Source organism: Cobetia sp. L2A1 (assembly GCF_009796845.1).
Classification (GTDB): domain Bacteria; phylum Pseudomonadota; class Gammaproteobacteria; order Pseudomonadales; family Halomonadaceae; genus Cobetia.
Map to the genome: position 1 here is coordinate 3,610,058 of NZ_CP047025.1, position 19,138 is coordinate 3,629,195.

Sequence of the window (19,138 nt, forward strand, 5' to 3'; positions counted from 1 at the left end):
TAGCCAATGTCATCGCGTTACTTGTCATCTGTCCTTAAGTCCCCGCTCTTGCGCGCTCGTTTACAGCTGCCTTCCAAAGGGCTTATCGGGCTGGCTGGAATGCTGGTCATCATGCTGATATTGATGCTTCTGCCACGTCCTGAGCTCTTTTCCTCAGTCAATCAATATCTAGTACCACACTCCCTGTTGGAGATTGGCTCGGTACTGGTGGCATTGATGGCAGCCGTCTCGATCTTCCAGGGTCATCGCAGCACATTGCCAACTAGCTTTCTGGTGATGGGATGCGCCTTCGTGCTCTCGGCCTTATGTGATCTGGTGCATATCTTCAGTTACGAAGGCATGCCTGACTTCATCAGCGAAGCATCGGTTCAGAAAGCGATTCACTTCTGGCTGGCAGGGCGCACCGCCTTTGTCTTCGCACTTCTGGCCCCCTGTATCATCACCTCACGTCCTGTGACACGCCGTCATTTGCCATTGGCTCTAGCAGCGACAATCGCCGTGGGGCTAGTCATTAGTTGGGTCGGTCTTTATCACCTCGACTACCTGCCAGCGACCTTCGTCACCGGTAGCGGCTTGAGTGACTGGAAAATAGGCTACGAATGGGCATTGACGCTTTCCGCACTCGGTGCCGCGGTATTGCTGATCAGTACAAAGCGCCTCCCCAAGGGGACGAATGCAGGCTGGTTAGCCGCTGCAGCGCTCGCCAGTGGTCTCTCTGAATTGTGTTTCACCCTTTATGCCAGCGCCTATGATGTCTTCAACCTGCTTGGTCATCTTTACAAGATGGTGGCCTATGCAATGATCTATCACGCCATCTATTCTTCACGCCTTACCTACCCCTATCAGCAGCTGGAGAAAATGAGCACAGCGCTGGCAGAAGCCGAGCAACGCTGGCAGTTTGCGCTGGAAGGCTCCGGCGCAGGTGTCTGGGATTGGAAGCAGGACAGCGATCACGTTTTCTATTCTACCCAGTGGAAAGCGACACTAGGCTTTGAAGAGGAGGATATCGGTAGCAGTTTCGATGAATGGAAATCGCGCATTCATCCCGACGACATGCCGCGTACGCTTGATGATCTGAAACAACATTTCGAAGGGCATAGCCCAGAATATCGTAACGAACATCGCATGCTGACCCGCAGCGGCGAATGGAAGTGGATTCTTGATCAAGGGCGTGTCGTGGAGCGCGCCGAAGATGGCCGCCCGTTGCGCATGATTGGTACCCACAGCGATATCGACTTGATCAAGGAGCAACAACAACGCCTGATTACCAGCCGCGCGCGCCTGCGCTCCATTTATCACTCAGCTCCGATCGGCATTATCGTTGCAGATTGCAATGGCGTCATCGCGGATGCCAACTCCGCCATGCACAGCATGTTAGGCAAGAGTGATACTGAGCTATTCCAGCAGTCGTTGTGGGGCTTGTTCTCACTCGAGGAAGTGAGTCGAATGAAGCGAGCCTGGGGACAATTGCAGCGCGAGGGCGGTAACTTTCAGGACGAGTACCGCATGCAGACTGAGCGTGGACACATGTTCTGGGCAGAGGTAACTCTCACCCCACTGGAGGGCGAAGACCGTACCCTAGTATTGATCAATAATATCGAGGATCGTCGTCGCGCCATCGAGCTGCTGGAAGAGAACGCCACCCTTTATCAAGAAGTCTTCAGCACCGGTAACGCCATCAAGTTACTGATCGATCCAGAGCGTGCAGAAATCATTGATGCCAACCCCGTCGCGGCAGAATTCTACGGCTACAGTATTGGCGAAATGTGCGGCATGCCGCTGGGACGCATCAATGTGCTGGCAAGCCAGGCAATATCCCAGCGCATCCGTGCCGTGATCAGCCGTACCGACAACCACTTTGAAGCCAGCCATCAGCTCGCCAATGGCGAGTTGCGTGATGTCGAGATATTCACCGGCCCGGTGGATTTGAATGGCCGCACACTGCTGTTTTCCATCGTACACGATATTACCGATCGCAAGCGGGCTCAGCGCGATCTGCAGGCAGCCAATCTCAAGTTGTCGCGCCTGTCCGAGAGCCGCAGTCAGATTCATCATCTGGCGGAATGTCTGCTGACGTGTTCTCAGCTTGATGACATCATCACACAGCTCAATGTACGACTCCCCAGCCTGTTTGCGGGCAGTGAAGGTCGCATGACTCTGTCTATTCCGAATGATGAACACCAGACAATGCACATCAATTGGGGGGCGGCACCCACCGAAGCATGTCTGGTGAGCCATCCATTGATCATAGGCGATAGCGAAATCGGCAATTTCATCCTGCAGATTCCTATCGATGCAGAAAGCCAGGAGCGTCTACGACCGCTGGCGGAAGACGTCTGCCGTCTGATATTGCTGGCATTGGCAGATCTGCAGTTGAAGCAGGGTCTCTCGCATGAAGCGCGCAAAGACACACTCACTCGCCTGTATAACCGTCGGTATCTCGATGAGATCCTGCCGCAGAAGCTTGCTGAAGCCAGCATCGGTAATCCGCTGTCGCTGGTGGTACTGGATCTTGACCACTTCAAACAGGTCAACGACACCTACGGACATGAGATGGGGGATCGAGTCCTGACAAGGCTGGCCAAGCTGATTCGTGAATCCCTGCGCAGCTCAGACGAGGCTTGTCGTTATGGAGGTGAGGAGTTCGTCATTCTCATTCCCGGTGCCAGTGCCGCTGTCTCGCGAGCCAGAGTCGAAGCCATTCTTGAAGCCTTCCGGGAAGAAGTCTTTGAAAGTGAGATTCAACCACCACTGACAGGGCTGAGCTTCTCTGCCGGCGTTGCCAGCGCACCTCATGATAGTCAGGCCACAGAGACGTTATTCAGCATGGCCGATAACGCGCTGTATCAAGCCAAGCGCACCGGGCGACAACGTGTACTTTGCTATAGCGGTCTGCCGCCATCCGAAGATAGCCTGGCGCGCACGCCCAGCTGAATCATTTATCCGAAAGTTTGGAAACGCCGCCGCCGGCCTTTATGGCCGGCGGCGGCGTTTCTACTCAGGTACACCTCACAGCGACCCACTCTTTATCCTGTCGCTACATGAACTGACCCTGGCACTCTGTCAGTCCCAGTCCACACGCGTTGTCTTGCAGCCCAGACAGCGAGCAAAAGTCGCTTGCGCCGGTGTAGCGACCAGCACGCGCGCAGTTTCATCAATATTCCGCCCCATCGCCGCAAAGGGTGCTGAGACAACAAAGATCGCGGCCCCCACCACGGTTGTCGCCAACAGCAACGGGCGACCGATCAATGCATCCGCCACCATCATGCCGGCACTCGGCGTATCATCACCTTGCTCGCTGGGTAGCTCGATGGCGTATGCAGGTGTTGCCAATACCAGAGTCATGCCAGCAGCTGCAATTCCTTTGCGCAGGCGCGCACTCCGCTGAAGAATCATGTGTTTCATACTCAGGTCCCTTGCGTCCGGACGCTCCATGCGTCCTTGTTATGGATCATCACTCCGAGTGCAATATCCACCATGAATAACAGCAGATCACTCCCTTGCCAATCAACGCATGGGGGAGCGCGCAGCCAGGGCCACTGAAATTAGATTAGTCTTCTCGTGACAATACGCCCAGCCCTTGCAGGCCACGCTGCTATCAACACCTGTCTTGCATGCTTTTTTGATGCTCAATTCTTGACGTCCTTGCCATGTATGAGCCAACACCCTTTCGGAAGCTCAATGACTGATTCATCACGACTCATCACCTTGCTATCACGCCTGTTTCGTCCTGCTGATCGCCATCTATGGCAGCTGGCATGGCCGATTATCCTGTCCAATATCTCGGTGCCGCTGCTCGGGCTGGTGGACACTGCAGTAGTAGGTCATCTGGAAGATGCTGTCTATCTGGGTGCCGTGACATTGGGTGCTGTGCTGTTCAGCTTCCTCTATTGGGGCTTTGGATTTCTGCGCATGGGCACGACTGGCATGACGGCTCAGGCCCATGGCCGTGAAGACCACGACACGCTGCGCACCTTGCTCGGGCAAGGCATCATGCTCGCACTGGTGATCGGCGGCTTGTTGCTGTTGCTAGGGTCACCACTGATATCACTAGGCTTGAGCCTGATGGAGGCCAACGAGGCAACACGTGAACTCGCGCATGGTTACGCGAGCATTCGCCTGTGGTCTGCTCCTGCGGTGCTGATGAACTATGTGATATTGGGTTGGTTTCTGGGGCTGGGTAATTCTCGTGTCACCCTCGGCATTCTTGTACTGACCAACGCCATCAACATCCTGCTGGATCTGGCCTTTGTGCCGGGACTGGGCATGACCAGCGATGGCGTAGCTCTGGCCAGCGTGATTGCCGACTACTGCGCATCAGGTGCCGGCTTATGGCTGGTAGCCCGTCAGCTTGCCCGCATGCCAGGCAACAGCAACCTTGCTACACTCTTCTCGCTTGCCGCATGGGGGGAGCTGATCCGGGTCAATCAGCATCTTTTCGTACGTACCCTGTGCCTGCTTGGCGCTACTGCTTACTTCACCTCACAAGGCGCGAGCTTCGGTGACAATATACTGGCGGCCAACGCTGTGCTGCTGCAGTTCGTGATGATCACCTCGTATGGCCTTGATGGCTTCGCCCAAGCCGCGGAGTCAGAGGTTGGTCGCGCAGTGGGCCAGAATGACTGGCAGCGCTTCGCTCGTAGCGTCGGTGCAGCAACCCGTTTTTCACTGATTACTGCGACGGGCGCCAGTGTACTACTCTGGCTATGCGGCCCACTCCTGATCGGACTGCTGACTGACCTCCCGGAGGTCCGCGCCCTTGCGATCACCTATCTCCCCTGGATGGTCGCCATGCCATTGGTCGCGGTGTGGAGCTACCTGCTGGATGGCATCTTCATTGGTGCCACCGCCACGCGCGAGATGCGCAATACGTTGGTCATCTCACTAATCGCCTTTGTGGGCCTCTGGCCGTGGCTTGAGCAATACGGCAACCACGGCTTATGGCTGGCCTTCCTGCTATTTACTGGCGTCCGTTCGGCAGTACTCGCCGGCTATTATTTTCATCATCGCCGTCATCGCTGGTGCTGATGGAGGGTTGATACAACGCAGACTCCGCTTCAACACCTTGAAAGACCCGTGGGCTACTCGACCATCGCGCGATACTCACCTGTCGTGAGATAGATTAATGTAAGCATGCCAACCCAACTCCCATACCGATCAAGAAAAAGACTCAGGGAGCATCACATGCTGCAATTCCTATCCCGTCCAGCCGTCAAGCTGGTCGAGCGCTATCTACCTGACCCCTATATCTTCGTACTGCTGTTGACCGTGATCGCCGCGGCAGCTGCCATGCTGATCGAGCAACGCTCGCCAGTCGACGTCATGCGCTATTGGGGTGACGGCTTCTGGAGCCTGCTGACGTTCTCCATGCAGATGCTGCTGGTACTGATCTCCGGCTTCATGCTGGCCAATACGCCGCCCGTCAAGAAGGCACTGGCCAGTCTTGCCTCGTTGGCGAAATCTCCGGGCAGCGCCATCATCCTGGTCACTGTCGTTTCCCTGATCGCCAGTTGGATCAATTGGGGCTTCGGTCTGGTCATCGGTGCCTTGTTTGCCAAGGAACTCGCCAAGTCGATCAAGGTCGACTATCGCCTGCTGATCGCCAGTGCCTACTCCGGCTTTGTCATCTGGCATGCAGGGATTTCAGGTTCGATTCCGCTGACGATCGCCACTGCAGGCCACTTCACCGAGGACACCATCGGGATCATTCCGACGTCCGATACCATCTTTGCCTTCTTCAACATGGCCATCGTCATTGCGCTGTTGATCATCATGCCGTTGGTCAACCGCGCCATGATGCCCTTCGAGAACGAAAGCGTTTACGTCGATCCAGCACTGCTGGAAGAAAAACCGACCGTTGTCAGCGATCAACCTCGCCCGGCTGAACGCCTCGAGAACTCCCCCATACTGGCGTGGATAGTGGGGCTATTCGGGCTTGCCTGGCTGATAGATCACTTCGTGTTTCGTGGCGGTGGCTTGAATCTGAACGTGATCAACTTCAGCTTCCTGTTCCTTGCCATCGTACTGCACGGCACACCGCGCAAACTGCTGGACAGCCTGAATGAGGCCATCAAGGGCGGTGCAGGTATCGTCATCCAGTTCCCCTTCTACGCCGGCATCATGGCCATCATGGTCCAGTCCGGCCTGGCGGCAACGCTGTCCGAAGGCTTCGTCTCGATAGCTACCGCTGACAGCCTACCGTTCTGGTCCTTCATCAGCGCCGGTATCGTCAATCTGTTCGTGCCATCCGGTGGTGGTCAATGGGCAGTGCAAGCGCCGGTCATGATCCCCGCCGCACAGGCATTGGGCGCAGACCTGCCGCGCGTCGCCATGGCGGTCGCCTGGGGTGATGCCTGGACCAACATGCTACAGCCATTCTGGGCGCTGCCGGTTCTGGCAATCGCTGGCCTGAAAGCCAAGGACATCATGGGCTTCTGCCTCGTCCAGCTGCTGGTCACCGGCGTCATCATTTCACTGGGCCTGACTCTGCTGTAGTCCAGCAGCACGCTTCACACACCACGCAAGCCCGCACGTTGCCCCCGCCCTAATTGCGGGGGCAACGTCGTTCATGGGCTGCTTATATGCCGCAAACGAGGTGCCAAGCCGCTCTGATTCCCTCAAACTAGGGCATACAACGACACTCGAGGCCGTTCCCCGACGGTGACTTGATGCCTCCTGACTCCTGCCCCACCCAAGGACTTATCGATGAGCGACCAGCACCCCGACCAGCATGACGCACTGCCAGGCCAACACCAGCTGATCATGACGGAGCTGATGACTCCTGACATGGCCAACTTCAGTGGCAAGGTTCATGGTGGCGCGATTCTCAAGAAGCTGGATGAAGTGGCATTCGCCTGTGCGAGTCGCTACAGCGGCAACTATGTAGTCACCCTGTCGGTAGACCAGGTTCGTTTCAAGCAGCCCATCCACGTCGGCGAACTGGTGACGTTTCTCGCCTCCGTCAATCATGTCGGCCGCTCTTCCATGGAGGTCGGCATCAAGGTGGTTGCCGAATCCATTCAGGGCCGCCTGATTCGCCACACCAATAGCTGCTATCTGACCATGGTCGCAGTGGACCCGGATGGCCACCCCGTACCGGTACCGCCACTGAACCTGGAGACCCAGGAGCAGAAACTGCGCTTCCACAAGGCAGGAATCCGCAAGAAGCTGCGCAAGCAGGCCGAAGAAGAAGAGAAGCGTCAGGAATCGATGGAGTTCTGAGAAACTATCTCAATAGTCAGCGCAAGATGCGGAGTGCAGATGGTCAGTGGTACGGCGATACTTGTCAGAAACCTGCGTGACCACGAACTTGGCATAGCGAGATGAGCGATGACGGCAGCATATTCCGAGACCGACAGCGTACAGGCGAACAAGACAGCCGCTGATGAGGCACTATGGCAACGCGTGCTATCGCGCCAAGTAATTCCCGGCGAGACTATACGCTACGGAGTCATCACTACCGGCATCTTCTGTCGTGTTGGCTGCCCGTCGCCCTCTCCTCTGCGTGACAACCTGCGTATCTATCCGGATAACCAGACTGCGCGTGCCGCTGGCTTGCGTGCCTGCCGACGCTGTCATCCGGAGTCAGAACGCGAGGTCGGCGCTATCGAATCCAATCACTGGCTGCTTGCTACCTGTCGTCAACTGGAAGCCGCCATCACTGCTGGTGAGACCGCGCCATCATTGGCCACGCTTGCGACACGTGCCGGGCTCAGCACCAGCCATCTCCAGCGGCGCTTCAAGACACTGCTGGGCCTGTCACCGGCCGAGTACGTCAGCGGGCTACGACAGCTGCGCTTCCACGATCTGCTTGAACAGGGTAGCAATGTCACTGACGCCATACTCGCGGCGGGATATCGCTCGACCAGCCGCGCCTATGCCCGCGCGGATGGCATATCGCCAAGCGTGCGTCAGCAAGGGGGCAAAGATGAAACGCTACTGGGTCTCCACTGGCCCTGCAGCTTCGGCATTCCCGAGCAGCACTGCTGGCTGAGTGCAGGGATCAGTGAACGCGGCGTCGTGGTCATCCAGCTGACAGACAACCGCGAGGCCGGACAGCAGGCATTGGAAGCCCGTCTGCCAAAAGCCTGTTGGCAGCATATCGATCCTCAGGATGAGAATGGACAATCACTGCATGCGGTACTCGGTGCGCGCCTGCTGGTGCTGTGTGAGCAACCGGAGATCAGTCACGCCTTGTTCCTTGAGCTTCCACTGGATATTCGCGGAACAGCCTTTCAGCTCACGGTCTGGCAGCAACTGAATGCCACCTTGAGCGGCAATACACTGACCTATCGTCAGCTGGCTGAGGCATTGGAACGTCCCACCGCCAGCCGCGCCGTCGCCAATGCCTGTGGCGCCAATCCGTTGGCACTGCTGACGCCCTGTCATCGCGTGGTACGCGGCGATGGCGGGTTGGGCGGTTATCGTTGGGGCGTTGAGCTCAAGCAGGCTCGCCTGGCACAGGAGGCCGGAGACAGGGTCAAACCGTAGTCCTGCATACGAATCTTGAATACGAGCCTCGACTCGTTCATGGAATCAACGTGTCAGGCGTTCGTGACAACTCCCTGCCAGTACCGAAGGACTCAGTCTGGCAAGGGGCCACAAGCTTGCGAAATAGCGGACAGTACGGAAGGGAATGCTGCTGAAAAGGGCATGGCGTTTGTGACGTTGCGTCATGCCATGCCCTTTCATTGAACTCAGCGGTCGAATACGGCCTCGAGGTCTTCCTTGCTGGTCTTGCCCTCATGCAATGCCAACATGAGCAACAGGCGAGCCTTCTGGGGATTCAGACCGCCAGCCATCACGGCACCGGCATCGTAGGTGGTTTTTCCGCCGCCCGGGAAGCCATATAGCGGCATGGTGCGTCCATTAGGCACACGTGTCGAGATGACCACTGCCACATCCTTCGACAGCGCATACTTCACGGCCTCGAACATGGAGACATTCATGTTGCCCATGCCGGTCGCTTGAACCACGATACCTTTCGCTCCCTGATCGACGGCATAGCGCAGCAAGTCACCATTGGCGCCACCGAACATGGGCAGAATTTCTACGCGCGGCATGTCGCCAGTGCCGATATCGATGTGTTGGCGACGCAGCGGTGTACGCGAGAATACGACCTTGTCGTCCCAGACCTCGCCCAGAAACCCGAAGTCGCCTGACTTGAAGGTGTCAACATTGCCGGTATGCGTCTTGGTCACGCTGCGAGCGGCGTTGATCTGGCTGTTCATGGCAACCATGACACCTTTGCCCGTGGCTTCCGGCGTGGTGACGATACGAATGGCATTGAGCAGGTTGCGTGGCCCGTCAAAATCAGGCTCTGACGCATTGCGTTGCGCGCCTATCAGCACCACGGGCTTATCAGACTTGACCGTCAGGTCCAGCCAAAATGCGGTTTCTTCCATGGTATCGGTGCCCTGCGCGACCACGACACCCGCCACTTCTGGCCGAGCCAGTGCATCATCGACTGCCTGAGTGAGGCGTGACCACCACTTGGCATCGATATAGTTGGCAGACATCTGAGAGAAATTGTTGACCTCGATGGTGGCGTATTTGGCAGCATCCGGCACCGTCTGCATCAAGTCATCGCCTGAAATGGCAGGTACCACGCCCTTGGTCACAGGGTCCACCTTCATGGCGATGGTGCCACCCGTGGCGATGAACTGTACGACCGGCTTCGTATCTGCCATTGCAGCGTTCGAGATGCAAAACAATGCCGTTAGGGCAAGAGCCAAGATGGGGTGCTGGTGTCTCAAAGGACATCTCCTGTGAAGATTTTTCCCGCTGCGACCTCCGACCGGAGTGCCACACGATAAAATCACGCAATTAGCATGCCACTGGAAAGCATCGATAACGTTCCATGCTCAGGTATAGCGGAGCTGGCTCGCTTTTCAAGGAATCACACCCTGGACTGGCACTATCGTGGTGCAAAGAAGATGACGAACCGAGTGTCTCCGAGCCCCCTGCCCGCACATGGTGCGCCTGGGCGGAAGGCTGGACACATGACACGGGGACATCGAGCTCGAGCCACTTTTTTACACATGCCCTATCCAATGTCTTAAGACACTCTCTCCAGTCGCTTCTAAAGCGTCGTACAGCGCAGCGCTGGGGGAGCGAGCAGCAGCTCGCGAACGATTTCGAGCGCGTGCGTCAACGTCTCGCGACTCGCGGCGGCGCTCAGACAAAGACGCAGCGCCTGTGGTGGGGGTTCATTACCGACACAGAATGGCTCAGCGCTGGTGACATGAATGCCGCGAATCGCCAGTGATTCGACCATTGCCTGACTACGTTGTCCCTCGGGTAATTCAAGCCACAGGTCGAACGAGGAAGGCCGCGCCGCCAGAGACCACTCGTTCAGGACGGAGTGCGCCAACCGCTGTCGCGCACGCACCTCCTCCATCTGCCAGGCGATCAAGGGCGCGGCATTGCCACTGGTCAACCAGGTACACACCGTTTCGACCAGCAACGGCGCCACCATCCAGCTGTGACTGCGCAAGGTGGCACCAAGACGGGGAAGTAGCGCCACAGGCGCACGCAATACACCCAGTCGCAGGCCGCCTGCCAGAAGCTTGGAGGTGCTGAAGAGATACAAGGTTCGCTCCGGTGCCAGCTGATAGAGCTGCATACCGCACTCCTCTGGCGGCAGATACTGCACGCCATCTTCCAGAATCCAGAAATCGTACTGTCGTGCGAGCGCCACCAACGCTTCACGCCGTGCGTGGGATAATTGTGCACCGCCCGGATTGTTCTGCTCGGCCATCACATAGACCATTCTGGGCACCTGCTGACGACATAGACGCGCCAGAGCCTCGATGTCCATGCCCTCTTCATCCAATGGTATGCGCAAGAGCTTCAGACCACGTTCGGCGCTCGCGGATATCAGCCCGGGATAGGTCAGCGCACCCGCCACCAGAGCTTCACCAGGGGCCATCAAGGCAGATAGCGCCAAGGTGATGCCATTCTGGCCACCCTGCGTCAGCATCAGCTCTTCAGCGACGACCGGCACGCCCAGCTCCCCCATCCAATTCGCCAGGAGTTGCCTTTGATTGTCACGCCCGAACTCATTCTGATAGTCGACACAATGCTGGAGAGCGGCAGGTGATTGGCTGATCGCCACTAGCGCATCTGCCATTCCTTGCTGTCGTGCAGGGTGCGGTGGCGGCAGGCTCATGGTGAGATCAATCGACTCAAGTGAAGCCTCCCAAGAGACCCCCGCATCCGGAGGTTCTCCACAGGCGGCCCCTACCCGGAAGACATGACCAAAGCCTTCAGCAGATACACGCTGCGCGCTGACGAGGCCGTTGATGTAGGTGCCACTGCCGACACGTGACGTAACCAGCCCACGACGCTCGGCCTCAGCGTAACCACGCGTGATGGTACCCACTGTCACGCCTAGCGCATCCGCCAGCCGTCGTTGAGGTGGAAGTCGCGTGCCGGCTGGCAGCCGGCCAGAGGCGATATCCAGCCGAATGGCATCCGCAAGCGCACGATAGCGTGGCATGGCCGGATCAAGCATGGGCATCCAGATTGTCATGGTGACAAAAAACCTGTTGACGATAATTGTCATCAGATTATGCTCAAAAAGTGCCGCCATCAAGCGCCAAAAAACGTGTTATGGCGACAATCCCGCAACATCGGCTCGTATCACGACAACATTGAACCCATACAATAATGGCTGACACTGAGAGTCCTGCGCTCCGGACCAGCCTTCGCCTTCAAGGACACCCATGGAATCCCTCGCCTTTCTGGCCCCCGCCACGCTATACATGCTGTCGATGACCCTGACGCCAGGTCCCAATAACGTCATGCTGACGGCCTCCGGTGCCAACTACGGCTACTGGCGCACCCTGCCGCATATTTTCGGCATCATGATTGGCTGCCTGGTGTTATTCGTTGGCATCGCACTCGGTCTGGGATTGATATTCGAGCGTTACCCAATCGTGCAGACTCTGCTCAAGCTACTGGGCAGCGCCTACCTGCTGTATCTGGCCTGGAAGATCGCCACGGCACCACCGCCCGATTTCTCAAGCCAGCAGGACGCGAGACCGATGACCTTCATGGCGGCAGCATTATTTCAGTTCGCCAACCCCAAAGCCTGGGTGATGGGTATCGCCTTGATGGCGGGGTTCCTGCCGGATAATGGACCGGTATTGCTCAATGCTCTGCTGCTGGCGGGTTTCGCTGAACTGGTCGCCCTGCCGTGCATCTCGCTATGGGCCGGTTTTGGTACCGCCATCGGCCGTCTACTGCGCACAGAGCGCTCCTGGAAGATATTCAATCGCGTGATGGGTGTGCTGACCGCCTCCTGCGTCATTTTCATTCTCCGCTAATGATCGTGTTCTAGCGCACTCTCGAGCAAGGATGAGATGCCCTCGGTCTGATCCTTGCATCGCACGTATCGAACACTGTTCGCATTACCACTGTTTTCACGTGCGATGTTCGCTAGACTGTCGAGACGCCTATTCCACGCTCGCACAGGACGCTCCTTCCATGCTGACCCTCTACGGTGATCGCCGCTCCGGTAACTGCTACAAGGTCGAGCTGCTGCTGCACCTTCTCGAACGTCACCATCATTACATCGAAGTCGACATTCTCGCCGGTGACACCCGCACGCCGGAGTTTCTGACCCGTAACGTCAACGGCAAGATTCCCCTGCTGGAACTGCATCGCGGTGAAACACTGTCCGAGTCCAATGCCATCCTGCATTACCTCGCCGATGGCAGCGATTACCTGCCAAGCGACCCCTTTCTGCATGCCAAGGTGCTCCAATGGCAGTTCTTCGAGCAATACAGTCACGAGCCCTTCATCGCCACCGCACGCTTCATCAACCGCTATCTTGGCTTGCCGGAAGAACGTCTCGCCGAATATGAAGCCAAGCAGGAAGGGGGACGACGGGCCTTGCGCGTGATGGAACATCACCTCAAGGATCATGACTGGCTGGTGGGAGAGCAATTCACGATCGCTGATATTTCACTTTATGCTTATACCCATGTGGCAAACGAGGGCGGCTTCGCACTTGAAGACTATCCTGCCATACGTTCCTGGCTCGCTCGCGTTGCCGCTCGTCCGGGGCACTTCGATATCCCACTCGACTGACCCGTTCTTTTCTTCATCGAACACTCATGCTCAGTCCTCCACCAATGACAGGCCTATTGATGCATCCCGTCACCTATCGCGCCATGACACCCGCCGATCATTCCGCCTTCATGACCATGATGGAGGCCACACCAGGCGTAGTCATCCGCAAGGCAGACGAATACGCCGCGGTCGAGCGCTATCTGATCCGCAACCCAGGCATGAGCCATCTGGCTTTCTCTGACGTACGATTGGTGGGCTGTGCCATGTCCGGTCATGATGGCAAGCGCGGCTATCTGCAACATGTCATGACAGCTTCTGACATGCGCGGAAAGGGGATCGCCCGTACGCTAGTCGAGCGGTGTCTTGATGCGCTGGCACAGGAAGGTATCGACAAGGTGCATCTTGATACCCTTCACGATAATCATCAGGCGCATCGCTTCTGGGAGCGGCTTGGCTGGTCAAACCGTAACGCCGAGATCGTACGCTTCTCACGTCTGCTGGTGGATGACCTCAACGCCTGAATACCGCCTTTGCAAAATACTATCTGCTGAGCAAGGAGCTCTGACGTGCAATTTCTTGAAAACGATGACCTTGGCAAGCTGATCCTGCGCCTGACTCTAGGTGTGCTACTGCTGTTTCATGGCCTATCGAAGCTATTGGGCGATGGGGGAACCTTGAGCTGGATCGCTCAGCAGCTGGAAGGTATGGGCATCCCTGGCGTGGTGGCCTATGGCGTCTATATTGGCGAAATCATCGCACCGATCATGCTGGTGCTCGGCTACCAGTCACGCGTGGCGGGGCTTATCGTGGTCGGTAACATGCTGTTCGCGTTTGCTGTGGCGCATATGGGTCAGCTGATCAGCCTGTCGCCCTCCGGTGGCTGGGGACTGGAACTGCAGGGCTTCTATCTCGCGACAGGCCTGGCCGTCGTCTTCCTTGGCAGTGGCCGCTTTGCGGTGCAGGAGGACTGATGGCTGATATCGTCACTGCCAGTACCTATTGCGAGAATGCCCCGAATCACCCGTTTCATGGGCCGTATCACGATCACGAGTACGGCTTTCCGGTCAGTGATGATCGCGTGCTGTTCGAGCGTTTCGTGCTGGAGATCAATCAGGCGGGACTTTCGTGGCTGACGGTACTCAAGAAGCGTGAGGCCTTTCGCGAGGCATTCGAGGAATACGACATCGCCCGCATCGCCACCTATGATGACGATGATCGCGCACGATTGCTGAGCAATGCCGGTATCATCCGCAACCGACTCAAGGTCAATGCCGTGATCCATAATGCTGGCGTGGTCATGCAGCTCAAGGAATCGCATGGCAGCTTCCTTGGCTGGCTGGATACCCATCATCCACAACCATTGCCGCAGTGGATAACACTCTTCAAGAAGACCTTCCGCTTTACCGGCCCGGAAATCGTCAACGAGCTGTTGATGAGCTGCGGCTACCTGCCCGGCTGTCATCGTGATGACTGCCCGGTGCAGGCACACGTGCTGGCCGCCAAGCCACGCTGGGCCGAACCGGGAGCGATGGCAGTGATACAGGCTGGCATCTGATGCAATTCGACGGCTCCCCCCGACACCTTCCCTCGACACTCCCCACTTCGCGCAGGTAGCCGAGCATGGATTCCCTTACCCAGATCTGCCTTGGAGCAGCCGTCGGTGGTGCAGTGATGGCGCCCGCCATCCGACGCATGCCTACCGCACGCCGAGGCGCCGCAATACGCTACGCTCTGCTCGGCGGCGCAATACTCGGTACGGTTCCCGATCTCGATGTATTGATCAACTACGGCGACGCCGTGGCCAACTACACCCATCATCGTGGTTTCAGCCACTCATTGATCGTGTTGAGCCTGCTGGGGCTCGTCCTCGGCTGGGGACTCTCGAAGCTGCCGCGGTTGTCATCGCTGGGTAGTGGTCGGCTTATCGCATACTGCGCCCTGTGTCTCGTCACGCATCCGCTGCTGGATGCCTTCACGACCTATGGCACCCAATTGCTGTGGCCATGGCCCAGCCGACCAATCAGCCTCGCCAGCGTATTCATCATCGATCCGCTTTATACCCTACCGCTATTGATTACCGCTGTGTGGGCGGCAATTCGTGGCCGAGCGGGACACCTTCTGAGCGTAGGTCTGGTGCTGTCGAGTCTTTATCTGGGCTGGGGGCTGGCGGCCAAGAGTTGGATCGACATGCGCATGACACCGGTGTTGGCAAGTCAGGGGCTAAAAGACGCGCCACGACTCATTCAACCTACTCCTTTCAATAGCCTGCTGTGGCGAGTCACTGTCGCCACGCCGGAGGCCGATCACGAATGGCAGGTAGGCGTACTGGATTCAGATGAGCAACTGATGCATCTCGCGCGTCGTGATTATCCCCGCCAGCCGGCGCTCGATGATGCATTGCGCACACTTGAGGATGGCCAGCGTCTGCGCTGGTTTGCCGCGCCGTATCTGCGTACTTCTCGCGAGATGAACGCACACGGCGAAATGCTGCTCGCAGTGACAGATATACGCCTTGGCTCGCCGGATTATCATGTCTTCCGCTTTGCGCTGGCCCGCCAGACACACGCTGGTAAATGGCAGGCGCTCGATGCTAGTCAGCGTCTGCCAAGCCAGCGTGTCGATCGCGCAGCACTGCTCGCCTTGTGGCAGTCCATTCGTGATCCCGAAACACGCATGCAACACCGCAGTCGTGCGGCGTCCGTCACCGAAGACATCGAGAAACAGCCTGCAACCAGCGGCTGAGCCGACCAAGTCCGGCCGTCGCTGACCGCTAGATAAGACAACGCCCACCATGGTCAGCCATGGTGGGCGTTGTCTTATCTAGCGTGATGAAGCTCTCGTTGGCTATTAGCCTAGATACTTGATCATCACGCCTGCCGCGACCGCCGATCCGATGACACCCGCCACGTTAGGACCCATGGCATGCATCAGCAGGAAGTTGTGCGGATTGTACTCAAGCCCGACCTTGTTGGAGACTCGCGCCGCCATCGGCACCGCCGAGACGCCTGCCGAGCCGATCAACGGATTGATCGGGGTCTTCGATATCTTGTTCATCAGCTTGGCCATCAAGACGCCACAGGCGGTACCGATCCCGAAGGCGACGACGCCAAGCGCCAGGATCCCCAGTGTCTCGACCGCGAGGAACTTGTCAGCCTGCAGCTTGGAACCGACCGACAGCCCAAGGAAAATGGTGGTGATGTTGATCAGGGCGTTCTGAGCGGTATCCGACAGACGCTCCACCACACCACATTCGCGCATCAGATTCCCGAAACAGAACATGCCCAATAGAGGCGCAGCATCTGGTAACAGCATCGCGACCAGAATCAGCAGCACCAACGGGAACAGGACTTTCTCGGTCTTCGATACCGGACGCAGCTGGGTCATGACAAGGCTGCGCTCCTTGGGCGTGGTCAGCGCACGCATGATCGGCGGCTGAATCATCGGCACCAGCGCCATGTAGGAGTATGACGCGACGGCAATCGCACCCAGCAACTCAGGCGCCAACAAGCTCGCTACATAGATGGATGTCGGCCCGTCGGCCCCGCCGATGATGCCAATGGCGGCCGATTGTTGCAGGCTGAAGTCCATCACGCCCACCGAAGTCAGCGCGACAGCCCCCAGCAGCGTCGCAAAGATACCGAACTGCGCTGCCGCACCAAGGAACAGTGTCTTGGGGTTAGCGAGCAGCGGGCCGAAGTCCGTCATCGCGCCCACTCCCATGAAGATCACCAGTGGCGCGATACCGGAAGCGATCGAGACATTATAGAAACTATAGAGCATGCCATTATTGAAGCCGGCATCCAGCGCCATGTTACTGGCCAGTTGCTTGAGCACCATCGGCACTTCGCCGTGCAAGGCCTGCTCAACGACGTGGCGAGCCTCTTCCAGCGGCAGACTTGAGATATTGACGTTGAGCGCCTGAGCCATCGCACTGAGCAGCTCAGGCTTGCCCAGATGCGCCGCCTGCTCGGCAGCCGACAGGGCCAGTCCGGCCTCAGGAATATTGGCCAGGATGCCGCCGAAGCCAATCGGCACCAACAGCAAGGGTTCGAAGTTCTTGCGGATCGCCAGGAACAGCAGCAGCAGCCCGATGACGATCATCGCCAGCTGGCCGAAACTCATGTTATAGAGCCCCGATCCATGCCAGAGGTTGAGTATCTTGTCCATGTCGTGTCGCCTTGAAGAGGAACCTCATGATCCGGCCTGCTACGTGTCACTGCCGACCGGACGCACCAACTTACAGGGTGATCAGGACGTCGCCGACACTGACACTGTCGCCTTCCTTGACCTGTACCGCAGAGACGGTACCGGCCTGATGGGCGCGGATTTCGGTTTCCATCTTCATGGCTTCGAGAATGATGATCACATCCCCTTCGGCCACACTGTCCCCGACCTTGACGTTGACCTTGAAGATATTGCCCGCCAGCGGTGCATTGATCGGTTCACCTGAAGATGCCTGTGCGACGGGGGCGGCTGGCACAGCTGCTGATGCACTGGCCTGCACCTGGGTGATGTCCCCGCCCTCAGCGACCTCGACCACATACTGCTTGCCGTTGACGCTGAGCGTGTAGGTCTGCGGGCCACTGAGTGGTGCGACGGCAGCACTGGTGGCAGCAGGTGCACTGACAGCCTTGCCAGCAGCGGCTTTCTCATCCACGGCCTGCGGCGCCGGCTCGAAGGCGTCCGGGTTACCGCGATTACGCAGGAACTTGAGGCCGATCTGGGGGAACAGCGCATACGTCAGCACGTCATCAGTCTCGCGCTCGCCGCTCTCCAGAGAAATGCCCTCTTCGCGGGCCTTGTCCTTGAGCTCAGCTCGCAGGCGATCCATCTCAGACGCCAGATTGTCGGCGGGGCGACAGGTGATCGGTTCGCCGCCTTCCAGCACGCGTGCCTGCAGTTCATTATCAAAGGGCGCCGGGGCAGCGCCATATTCACCCTTGAGCAGTGCCTGCACTTCCTTGGAGATCGACTTGTAACGCTCGCCCATCATCACGTTCATCACCGACTGGGTACCGACGATCTGTGAAGTTGGCGTGACCAGTGGGATATAGCCCAGATCCTTGCGCACACGCGGAATCTCGGCGAGCACGGCGTCCAGCTTGTCACCGGCGCCCTGCTCCTTGAGCTGGCTTTCCATGTTGGTGAGCATGCCACCGGGCACCTGCGCGACCAGAATGCGCGAGTCGATCCCACGCAAGCTGCCTTCGAAGGCGGCGTACTTCTTGCGCACCTCACGGAAGTAAGCCGCGATATCCTCAAGCTTTTCGAGATCCAGACCGGTATCACGCTCGGTTCCCGCCAGCATCGCCACCACCGACTCTGTCGGGCTGTGGCCGTAGGTCATCGACATGGAAGAGATGGAGGTATCGACGTTGTCGATGCCAGCTTCAATGGCCTTGAGCGCGGTTGCGGTGGAAAGCCCCGTGGTGGCATGACACTGCATGTGAATCGGGATCGATAGGCTCGCCTTGAGGCGAGATACCAGCTCAAAGGCAGTATAGGGCGTCAGTAGACCAGCCATGTCCTTGATCGCCAGCGACTGGGCGCCCATGGCCTCGATCTTCTGTGCCAGCTCGACCCACATTTCGAGTGTATGCACGGGACTTACGGTATAAGAGATAGTGCCTTGAGCATGCTTGCCTTGATCCAGCACCGCCTTCAGCGGACGCTCCAGATTACGCGGATCATTCATGGCATCGAAGACACGGAATACATCAACGCCGCTGGTCGCTGCACGCGCAACAAAGGCATCCACCACATCATCGGCATAGTGACGATAGCCGAGCAGGTTCTGTGCCCGTAGCAACATCTGTTGCTGAGTCTTCGGCATTGCCTCCTTCAGCGCGCGAATACGCGCCCAGGGATCTTCTCCCAGATAGCGGATGCAGGCGTCAAAGGTGGCGCCCCCCCAGCTCTCCAGAGACCAGAAGCCGATGTCATCCAGTTTGGCGGCAATCGGCAGCATGTCATCGAGACGCATGCGCGTGGCCAACAATGACTGATGCGCGTCGCGCAGTACCACATCCGTGATGCCCAGCGGTTGCTTTTCCATGAGTGA

General features: G+C 57.9%; 16 protein-coding genes. 11 read left to right on the forward strand and 5 right to left on the reverse strand.

Features of this window, described 5'->3' with window-relative positions; translation table 11 throughout:
• Window positions 1-111 precede the first annotated feature (111 nt).
• Window positions 112-2,934 carry a sensor domain-containing diguanylate cyclase gene (locus tag GQR90_RS15320; RefSeq protein WP_158774856.1) on the forward strand — a complete coding sequence of 941 codons (2,823 nt, stop codon included), beginning with the start codon at window positions 112-114 and terminating at the stop codon, window positions 2,932-2,934.
• A 129-nt stretch (window positions 2,935-3,063) separates the two neighbouring features.
• On the opposite strand, the gene GQR90_RS15325 is transcribed toward GQR90_RS15320, so the two are convergent.
• Window positions 3,064-3,405, reverse strand: a complete 342-nt coding sequence (locus GQR90_RS15325) for a hypothetical protein (RefSeq protein ID WP_199269439.1) — start codon at window positions 3,403-3,405, stop codon at window positions 3,064-3,066.
• 276 nt (window positions 3,406-3,681) lie between these two features.
• Between GQR90_RS15325 and GQR90_RS15330 the strand changes: the two genes are divergently transcribed.
• The 4 genes from GQR90_RS15330 to GQR90_RS15345 all read left to right on the forward strand — a co-directional run bounded on the left by GQR90_RS15330 (window position 3,682) and on the right by GQR90_RS15345 (window position 8,490).
• Window positions 3,682-5,028 (forward strand): MATE family efflux transporter, encoded by a 1,347-nt coding sequence (locus GQR90_RS15330; RefSeq protein WP_158774857.1) that lies wholly within the window; start codon window positions 3,682-3,684, stop codon window positions 5,026-5,028.
• A gap of 156 nt (window positions 5,029-5,184) precedes the next feature.
• Complete coding sequence (locus tag GQR90_RS15335) at window positions 5,185-6,495, forward strand: short-chain fatty acid transporter (RefSeq protein ID WP_158774858.1); 1,311 nt, start codon at window positions 5,185-5,187, stop codon at window positions 6,493-6,495.
• A 210-nt stretch (window positions 6,496-6,705) separates the two neighbouring features.
• Entirely contained in the window at window positions 6,706-7,221 is a 516-nt protein-coding gene (locus tag GQR90_RS15340) for an acyl-CoA thioesterase (protein ID WP_158774859.1), read from the forward strand.
• A 108-nt stretch (window positions 7,222-7,329) separates the two neighbouring features.
• The gene (locus tag GQR90_RS15345) at window positions 7,330-8,490 is read left to right on the forward strand and encodes a bifunctional transcriptional activator/DNA repair enzyme AdaA (RefSeq protein WP_158774860.1); all 1,161 of its coding nucleotides are present in this window, start codon (window positions 7,330-7,332) and stop codon (window positions 8,488-8,490) included.
• A gap of 206 nt (window positions 8,491-8,696) precedes the next feature.
• Here the strand turns inward: GQR90_RS15345 and GQR90_RS15350 are convergent, their stop codons facing one another.
• Together GQR90_RS15350 and GQR90_RS15355 are read right to left on the reverse strand one after the other, a co-directional pair.
• Complete coding sequence (locus GQR90_RS15350) at window positions 8,697-9,689, reverse strand: asparaginase (protein WP_158774861.1); 993 nt, start codon at window positions 9,687-9,689, stop codon at window positions 8,697-8,699.
• Between the two features lie 392 nt (window positions 9,690-10,081).
• The gene (locus GQR90_RS15355; RefSeq protein ID WP_158774862.1) at window positions 10,082-11,533 is read right to left on the reverse strand and encodes an aminotransferase-like domain-containing protein; all 1,452 of its coding nucleotides are present in this window, start codon (window positions 11,531-11,533) and stop codon (window positions 10,082-10,084) included.
• A gap of 193 nt (window positions 11,534-11,726) precedes the next feature.
• Between GQR90_RS15355 and GQR90_RS15360 the strand changes: the two genes are divergently transcribed.
• From GQR90_RS15360 to GQR90_RS15385, 6 genes are all read left to right on the forward strand, one after another.
• Window positions 11,727-12,329, forward strand: a complete 603-nt coding sequence (locus GQR90_RS15360) for a LysE family translocator (RefSeq protein ID WP_158774863.1) — start codon at window positions 11,727-11,729, stop codon at window positions 12,327-12,329.
• A 160-nt stretch (window positions 12,330-12,489) separates the two neighbouring features.
• Window positions 12,490-13,095 (forward strand): glutathione S-transferase family protein, encoded by a 606-nt coding sequence (locus GQR90_RS15365; protein ID WP_158774864.1) that lies wholly within the window; start codon window positions 12,490-12,492, stop codon window positions 13,093-13,095.
• A gap of 26 nt (window positions 13,096-13,121) precedes the next feature.
• Window positions 13,122-13,598, forward strand: a complete 477-nt coding sequence (locus tag GQR90_RS15370) for a GNAT family N-acetyltransferase (RefSeq protein WP_199269440.1) — start codon at window positions 13,122-13,124, stop codon at window positions 13,596-13,598.
• A gap of 45 nt (window positions 13,599-13,643) precedes the next feature.
• Window positions 13,644-14,048, forward strand: a complete 405-nt coding sequence (locus GQR90_RS15375; RefSeq protein WP_158774865.1) for a DoxX family protein — start codon at window positions 13,644-13,646, stop codon at window positions 14,046-14,048.
• Window positions 14,048-14,632 (forward strand): DNA-3-methyladenine glycosylase I, encoded by a 585-nt coding sequence (locus tag GQR90_RS15380; protein ID WP_158774866.1) that lies wholly within the window; start codon window positions 14,048-14,050, stop codon window positions 14,630-14,632. Before GQR90_RS15375 ends, GQR90_RS15380 begins: the two co-directional genes overlap by 1 nt.
• 65 nt (window positions 14,633-14,697) lie before the next feature.
• Entirely contained in the window at window positions 14,698-15,819 is a 1,122-nt protein-coding gene (locus GQR90_RS15385; protein WP_158774867.1) for a metal-dependent hydrolase, read from the forward strand.
• 105 nt (window positions 15,820-15,924) lie between these two features.
• Here GQR90_RS15385 and GQR90_RS15390 read toward each other — a convergent pair whose 3' ends face one another.
• The gene (locus GQR90_RS15390; protein WP_158774868.1) at window positions 15,925-17,244 is read right to left on the reverse strand and encodes a sodium ion-translocating decarboxylase subunit beta; all 1,320 of its coding nucleotides are present in this window, start codon (window positions 17,242-17,244) and stop codon (window positions 15,925-15,927) included.
• A 70-nt stretch (window positions 17,245-17,314) separates the two neighbouring features.
• On the reverse strand, window positions 17,315-19,132 hold the full coding sequence (gene oadA / locus GQR90_RS15395; RefSeq protein ID WP_158774869.1) for a sodium-extruding oxaloacetate decarboxylase subunit alpha: 1,818 nt from the start codon (window positions 19,130-19,132) through the stop codon (window positions 17,315-17,317).
• Window positions 19,133-19,138 lie beyond the last annotated feature (6 nt).